Genomic DNA, 7,262 nt, shown 5'->3' on the forward strand with positions numbered 1-7,262 from the left:
ATCGAGAAGTTAAACAAAATTGTGGTATTGAACGCTGTCAGGCTCGCACGAGCCGAGCGCAAAGAAATCATATTTTTCTCGCTATTTCTGCGTGGTTTGAACAACATAAACGTCGTATATCTGAAAAAATAACCCTTTATCAACAAAATTGGGACGTAATCAAAAATGCTATTGCTGAGCACATCCGTGTTTTATTAGTGTACCCAAATTAGTTTTGTGCGAAACTCGTGGCTAATAAAAATGACTATTCCTTATCATCTTTTAATTCAATTTACTTTTTTTAATTTTTCTAATCTCCTACAATCGCCACATTGAATAAATATTCTTAAAAAATGGAGCATCTATGAACACCACCAATCATAGTAAAGTTGTTATTCTTGGATCTGGCCCAGCTGGCTATACAGCAGCAATTTATGCCGCCCGAGCAAACTTAAGTCCGGTATTAATCACCGGCGTTCAACCAGGCGGACAATTAACCACAACCACCGAAGTTGAAAATTGGCCTGGGGATCATTCCGAATTAATGGGGCCGGTATTGATGGAACGCATGCTGCAACATACTAAAAAATTTACGGCAGAAGAAAACATTATTAATGATCACATTCATAAGGTTGATCTGCAGCAACGGCCGTTCCAACTGACTGGCGATAATGGAATATATAGCTGCGATGCACTTATTATCGCTACCGGCGCCTCAGCTCGCTATCTGGGTTTACCTTCTGAAGAAGCCTTTAAAGGTCGTGGTGTTTCAGCCTGTGCCACCTGTGATGGTTTTTTCTATCGCAAACAAAAAGTTGCTGTTGTGGGGGGTGGAAATACCGCTATTGAAGAAGCTCTTTACCTATCAAATATCGCTTCAGAAGTCCATGTTATTCATCGACGTGAAACATTTCGAGCCGAAAAAATCCTTATTCAGCGGATGATGGAAAAAGTAAAAACTGGCAATATTGTATTACATACCAATTTTACTCTCGATGAAGTATTAGGTGACAGTAGTGGTGTCACTGGAATTAATTTACGTTCAACCCAAAATGGCAACATAGAGATGCTTTCCGTGACTGGCGTATTTATCGCTATTGGCCATACGCCCAATACAAGTATCTTTGCCGATCAGTTAGTGTTAGAAAATGGCTATATTCAAGTGCAATTTGGGACTAAAGGCAATGCGACCCAAACCTCGGTTGAAGGTGTTTTCGCTGCCGGTGATGTTATGGATCATATCTACCGTCAAGCGATTACCTCGGCAGGTACTGGTTGTATGGCCGCCCTTGACGCCGAACGTTATTTAGATGCGTTATACCGCAAATAAATGTTACAAATTATAATAATTTAATAAAGTTCTTTAGCAGGCGCTGTCGAAATAGCGCCTTTTTAGCTGTAACATACCTCTAAAGTTGATATTAGATAAAATTAACATCAACCCGTTGTAATAATTAACTTAACGCCGGTATATAAAATCATCACTATGGATAAACAAAAACAAACTGAACTGGTCAAATGGTTGAAACAACAATCAGCACCAGCTAAACACTGGCTACGCTTATCCATGTTACTGGGAATTATTAGTGGCCTACTTATCGTTACCCAAGCCTGGCTTTTAGCCACCATTCTACAAGCATTAATTATAGACAATGTACCGAGAGAACAACTACTTGTTCAATTTTCATTACTCATTTGTGTATTTATTGTAAGAGCAATAATTAATTTTATACGAGAAAGTGTTGGATTTGTTTGTGGCAAAATTGTTCGCCAGCAGATCCGTAGCATGGTACTACATAAACTTAACCAATTAGGACCTATTTGGGTTAAAAATAAACCCGCTGGTAGTTGGGCTACTATCATCTTAGAACAAATTGAGGACATACAGGATTATTACGCTCGCTATTTACCTCAAATGTATTTAGCCGCTATGATCCCGATTATCATTCTGATTGCAATTTTCCCGCTTAACTGGGCGGCTGGCTTAATTTTATTTATCACCGCGCCTTTAATCCCCTTATTTATGATATTAGTTGGGATGGGCGCTGCTGATGTTAATCGAAGAAATTTTGTTGCTTTAGCCCGATTAAGCGGTAGATTTCTCGATCGTTTACGTGGACTGGATACCTTACGACTTTTTTTCCGTGCCAGCAAAGAAATAAAAGATATTGAACAAGCAACCGAAGAGTTTCGTAAAAGAACCATGGAAGTCTTACGGATGGCATTTCTCTCTTCGGCAGTGTTAGAATTCTTCGCGTCAATCTCCATCGCCATTGTCGCGGTTTATTTTGGTTTCTCATATTTAGGCGAATTACATTTTGGTAATTATGGCATACCAGTTACCCTTTTTGCTGGTTTTTTGGCTTTGATACTCGCCCCGGAATTTTTTCAGCCACTACGTGATTTAGGCACTTATTACCATGCTAAAGCACAAGCAGTAGGCGCAGCAGAATCTCTATTTACATTATTAGCCAGCATAGAACAACCATCGCCACTATCGCAAAACAATCAACTAATGACGCCAGCTCAACCATTAACTATTACAGCACAGCAACTAGAAATTTTTTCTCATGACAATGTACGCCTGGCTGGCCCGTTAAATTTCACCCTATTGCCAAACCAACGCATCGCGTTAGTCGGCCAAAGCGGAGCTGGCAAAAGTTCACTATTAAATGCATTACTGGGTTTCCTACCCTATCGTGGATCGCTAACGGTTAATGGAATCGAACTTAGGGATCTCGATATGGCTGATTGGCGCAAACAACTTAGCTGGGTTGGCCAAAATCCCCATTTACCCGCACAAACCATTATTGACAATATACGTCTCTATTCAGCCGAAGCTTCTGCAGCCGCAGTCAATATTGCAATGGAAAATGCTTATGTAACCGAGTTTATTAAGCATCTACCCACGGGGGTTGATACCCAAATTGGCGAAAATGGCGCTCGCTTATCCGTTGGACAAGCACAACGAATTGCTGTCGCCCGCGCGTTATTAAACCCCTGTCATTTGCTTTTATTGGATGAGCCAGCAGCAAGTCTTGATATGCAAAGTGAGCAACGGGTGATGACAGCACTTAATACAGCCTCGACTAAACAAACAACCTTGCTGGTTACACATTTATTAGCAGAAGCTGCCGCTCATGATCAAATATGGGTGATGGAAAATGGTTTAATTATTGAACAAGGCACATACAGCAAGCTAAGCCAGACTAAAGGAGCTTTTAGCCGCCTGCTAACTTATCGCGCAGAGGAGATATAATATGCGTGTACTACTCCCTTTTCTTGCGCTATATCGTCGTCATTGGTTACTACTTAATCTTGGCATTATATTAACCATTATTGCAGTACTGGCGAGTATTAGTCTACTGACTCTATCAGGTTGGTTTTTAGCCGGAACGGCACTTGCAGGCGCTGCCGGACTGTATACCTTTAATTATATGCTACCCGCAGCAGGCGTTCGTGGCTCAGCAATTATCCGAACTGCCAGCCGTTACGCCGAACGGTTGGTTAACCATGATGCAACTTTTCGTGTCTTAGCACATTTAAGGATATTTACATTTCAAAAACTATTCCCGCTTTCACCTGGCGGTATCGCACACTATCGCCAAGGAGATATTCTTAATCGTCTGGTAGCTGATGTCGAAAGCCTTGATCATTTGTATCTACGGGTGCTTTCTCCCATTTTTGCTGCTTTGGTTATTACTATTTTACTCACTTTGGCATTAAGTACATTAGACTCATTTCTTGCCCTTACTCTGGGCACAATTATGCTGTGTTTGCTGATTACCTTACCCTGGTTTTTTTATCAGGCGGGAAAGTCTATTGGACACGATCTGACTATATTTCGCAGCCAATATCGCGCTTGTTTAATCAATATTATTCAGGCACAAGCGGAACTAACTGTTTTTGGGGCCTTACCTCGTTTTCGGCAAGTATTGACCGATCTAGAAACCAACTGGCTAAAACGCCAACAACAGCAATCTAACTTAACCGCGCTATCACAATCTATTATGATTTTTATCTCCGGCCTTACCGCAACCCTATTAATGTGGATGGCAGCAACTGGTGTTGGTGAACAGCATAAACCCGGTGCGCTTATTGCTCTGTTCGTCTTTTGTACCTTAGCTGCGTTTGAAGTTCTTGGGCCGGTGGCGGTTGCATTTCAATATTTAGGGCAAGTGGTTACTTCAGCAAATCGCTTAATGGAGTTAATTAATCAGAAGCCAGCCGTGACATTTCCCGCTTCAGATATAACAACGAATAATCAGGTTGATATCAAATTGCAAAAAGTGCACTTCAGTTATCCCAAACAACCGCAACCGACATTAAAAAATATCTCTTTAACGCTCAATGCAGGTGAACATGTTGCGCTACTAGGTAAAACTGGTTGTGGTAAATCTACGCTGTTACAATTATTAACCCGTGCATGGGATGTCAGCTCAGGCCAGATCTTGATAAATGGCCACCCAATTAATCACTATAATGAGAAAACATTACGTAAATTAATGGCGGTAGTTCCACAGCGAACTCATATTTTTAGTGATACTTTACGTAATAATCTGCTAATAGCGAAAGATGATGCAAGTGATACCTTACTAACAAAAGTAATAAAACAAGTCGGTTTAGGCAGCCTGATTAAAAATCAAGGGCTCGATAGTTGGATCGGTGAAGGTGGCCGACAACTTTCAGGTGGCGAACAACGGCGATTAGGTATCGCAAGAGCCCTACTTTATGATGCGCCAATAATTTTATTAGATGAGCCGACTGAAGGATTAGATGTAAAAACTGAAAAACAGATACTAATTCAGTTGCAACAGCACTGCCAGGACAAAACCTTGTTAGTTATTACCCACCGCTTACAGGGTCTGGAAAAAATGGATCAAATATATGTGATGGATGATGGAAAAATTATTGAGCAAGCGACCCATGCAGAATTATTACAATTGAAAGGGCGCTATTTTCAATATTATCAAGCTCAAATAGTACTAACATAATTACAAAATTAGTTAATAGGACGGTTATATGTTTCAGCTTGATGATGGATCTTATATCTTTCCAGCACCCGAATATGCTCTACATGAACCCAATGGTTTACTAGCCATCGGCGGTGATCTGGCTGTTGGTAGATTACAATCTGCCTATTATGAAGGGATTTTCCCTTGGTTTAACCCAACTGAAATTCCATTATGGTGGTCGCCAGATCCACGTGCAGTTCTCTTGCCAGCAGAAATACACATTAGCCGAACAACTAAAAAAAGAATGAGAAAAACCGCTTATGCCATTACGCTAAATCATGACTTTGAACAGGTTATTGCCGCCTGCGCACAACGGCAAGAAGGAACCTGGATCACCCACCAAATAATAGAAGCCTATACTGCTTTGCATCAACTGGGCGTTGCTCATTCCGTTGAAGTTTGGTACAACACAAAATTAATTGGTGGACTATATGGCGTTAATGTTGGTAAAATTTTTTGTGGTGAATCGATGTTTAGCCGTGTTAGTGACGGTTCTAAATATGCACTTATTGCTTTTTATCACCATTTCCTGCGTTTCGGTGGAAAACTGTTTGATTGTCAAATAATTAATGCATATACCGCCTCTTTAGGTGTGAAAGAGATCCCTCGAGTACAGTTTTTAAATTATCTCTATCAATATCGCGATCAACCTATCGATAAAGCATGTTGGCTAAAGCAAACCATAAGTTTACCCAGTGCAGAAGAAATTAATCATTTTGAATGATTAACTGGAAAATATTTTTCTACCTAAACAAAGGCAACAGATAGCTGATTTAGCATCAATTTGAAGATATAAGTGACCGAATCATTCATGCTATTGCAAACTAAGTTAAATGGTTTGCTATGATATTATTACATTTTATTTTTTTATCGTTCGCGTTGTTCAAACCGTATACTTGTTGTATATTTTTGTACTACTAAGCTTTAATGCTGTAATTTTCGTATCTTGATAAAAAGAAAAAGTGACTTTAAACTCGACACTCCTTTACATAAGGAGGGTTTTTCGGCATTATCTTGCCCGTAAAAAACTTGGTGATTAACTCAGAGGATTAGATGGCCAAAGAAGACAATATTGAAATGCAAGGTACAGTACTAGATACTCTGCCCAATACCATGTTCCGTGTTGAACTAGAAAATGGACACGTAGTTACTGCGCATATTTCTGGCAAAATGCGTAAAAATTATATCCGTATTCTGACGGGCGACAAAGTGACTGTCGAGTTAACACCTTATGATCTGAGTAAAGGCAGAATCATCTTTCGTAGCCGTTGATCGCCTCTTCTCTCAGGCTCTTGCCATAGACGATTGGAATATCGTCTATGGTTATAAACCATCTGTAATTAAATTATTGCATTCTCTGGTTTGGTTTTATGCATACCTTCAAAATGATAAGTTAATTTTTGCGTCTTCTTATTCAGATCGATCTTAACAGCACCACCGTGACTCAACTGACCAAATAAAAGTTCATTAGCTAAAGGTTTCTTTAAATTATCCTGGATCACTCTTGCCATCGGCCTGGCTCCCATCGCCTTATCATAGCCTTTAGCACAAAGCCATTGACGTGCCGCATTACTGATTTCAATTGATACACCTTTTTCATCAAGTTGCGCTTGTAACTCAACAATAAACTTATCAACAACTTGGGCAATAATTTCTGGTTTTAAACCATTAAACCAAATTATGCCATCCAATCGATTACGAAACTCAGGCGCGAAAATTCGTTTTATCTCTGATAATGCATCGGTACTATTATCCTGCTCAGTAAAACCAATCGATTTACGTTGTGTTTCTTGCACACCCGCATTAGTGGTCATTACCAAGACAACATTACGAAAATCAGCCTTACGGCCATTATTATCGGTTAAAGTACCATTAAGCGTGTTGCTTAATAGTGAAATAAGGGTGTTTCGGTGATTGAAGTAAATTTTACGCTGTTCTTATATCTTGATCATTGACTGTCAAAGGTTAATGATCCCCAACTGATCATTGGGATGTTACCGGTGAGTTTGTACGCTGCCTTAAGCTTAGAGCTTGTACCTCAGATTAAACCCTGGTGACATATTCATCATCGTCTTCAAAACCGAACGGTATCTTGTGCTACGAGCACGTATTTATAAGGAAGGTTAGGACGATATATTCAATTATCTGTTTTTCATGAGAGAATTTACCATGATCAAAACCTCAGTGGGTATTGATGTCGCTAAATTAAAATTCGATGTTGCAGTATGGGTTGAGAGAAAAAAATATAAAACAAAGGTGTTTTCAAAT

General features: G+C 39.8%; 5 protein-coding genes and 3 pseudogenes. 7 read left to right on the forward strand and 1 reads right to left on the reverse strand.

Going from position 1 to position 7,262, the window contains the following annotated elements:
* The 7 genes and pseudogenes from CBG25_RS04045 to infA all read left to right on the forward strand — a co-directional run.
* A pseudogene (locus tag CBG25_RS04045) lies at positions 1-212 on the forward strand (hypothetical protein); the annotation flags it as partial.
* Between the two features lie 131 nt (positions 213-343).
* Positions 344-1,309 (forward strand): thioredoxin-disulfide reductase, encoded by a 966-nt coding sequence (gene trxB, locus CBG25_RS04050; RefSeq protein ID WP_290604694.1) that lies wholly within the window; start codon positions 344-346, stop codon positions 1,307-1,309.
* 156 nt (positions 1,310-1,465) lie between these two features.
* A complete protein-coding gene (cydD, locus tag CBG25_RS04055) occupies positions 1,466-3,238 on the forward strand; it encodes a cysteine/glutathione ABC transporter permease/ATP-binding protein CydD (protein ID WP_290604695.1) in 1,773 nt (590 codons plus the stop codon).
* 1 nt (position 3,239) lies between these two features.
* Entirely contained in the window at positions 3,240-4,973 is a 1,734-nt protein-coding gene (gene cydC / locus CBG25_RS04060) for a cysteine/glutathione ABC transporter ATP-binding protein/permease CydC (RefSeq protein ID WP_290604697.1), read from the forward strand.
* A 28-nt stretch (positions 4,974-5,001) separates the two neighbouring features.
* Positions 5,002-5,718: a leucyl/phenylalanyl-tRNA--protein transferase gene (aat, locus tag CBG25_RS04065; protein ID WP_290604699.1), complete on the forward strand. Its 717-nt coding sequence runs from the start codon at positions 5,002-5,004 to the stop codon at positions 5,716-5,718.
* Between the two features lie 278 nt (positions 5,719-5,996).
* Positions 5,997-6,090 (forward strand): annotated as a pseudogene (locus CBG25_RS04070) (hypothetical protein); the annotation flags it as partial.
* Positions 6,048-6,266 carry a translation initiation factor IF-1 gene (gene infA, locus CBG25_RS04075; RefSeq protein WP_004244560.1) on the forward strand — a complete coding sequence of 73 codons (219 nt, stop codon included), beginning with the start codon at positions 6,048-6,050 and terminating at the stop codon, positions 6,264-6,266. The pseudogene CBG25_RS04070 and the gene infA, both read left to right, overlap by 43 nt.
* A 68-nt stretch (positions 6,267-6,334) precedes the next feature.
* Here the strand turns inward: infA and CBG25_RS04080 are convergent.
* Positions 6,335-6,868: pseudogene (locus CBG25_RS04080) on the reverse strand (AAA family ATPase); the annotation flags it as partial.
* Positions 6,869-7,262 lie beyond the last annotated feature (394 nt).

The sequence above is a fragment of the Arsenophonus sp. ENCA genome (genome assembly GCF_002287155.1).
GTDB lineage: Bacteria > Pseudomonadota > Gammaproteobacteria > Enterobacterales > Enterobacteriaceae > Arsenophonus > Arsenophonus nilaparvatae.

Bases quoted from the DNA above. Each gene is read 5' to 3' on its own strand.
- trxB (WP_290604694.1), top strand. From the start codon at position 344: ATGAACACCACCAATCATAGTAAAGTTGTTATTCTTGGATCTGGCCCA.
- cydD (WP_290604695.1), top strand. From the start codon at position 1,466: ATGGATAAACAAAAACAAACTGAACTGGTCAAATGGTTGAAACAACAA.
- cydC (WP_290604697.1), top strand. From the start codon at position 3,240: ATGCGTGTACTACTCCCTTTTCTTGCGCTATATCGTCGTCATTGGTTA.
- aat (WP_290604699.1), top strand. From the start codon at position 5,002: ATGTTTCAGCTTGATGATGGATCTTATATCTTTCCAGCACCCGAATAT.
- infA (WP_004244560.1), top strand. From the start codon at position 6,048: ATGGCCAAAGAAGACAATATTGAAATGCAAGGTACAGTACTAGATACT.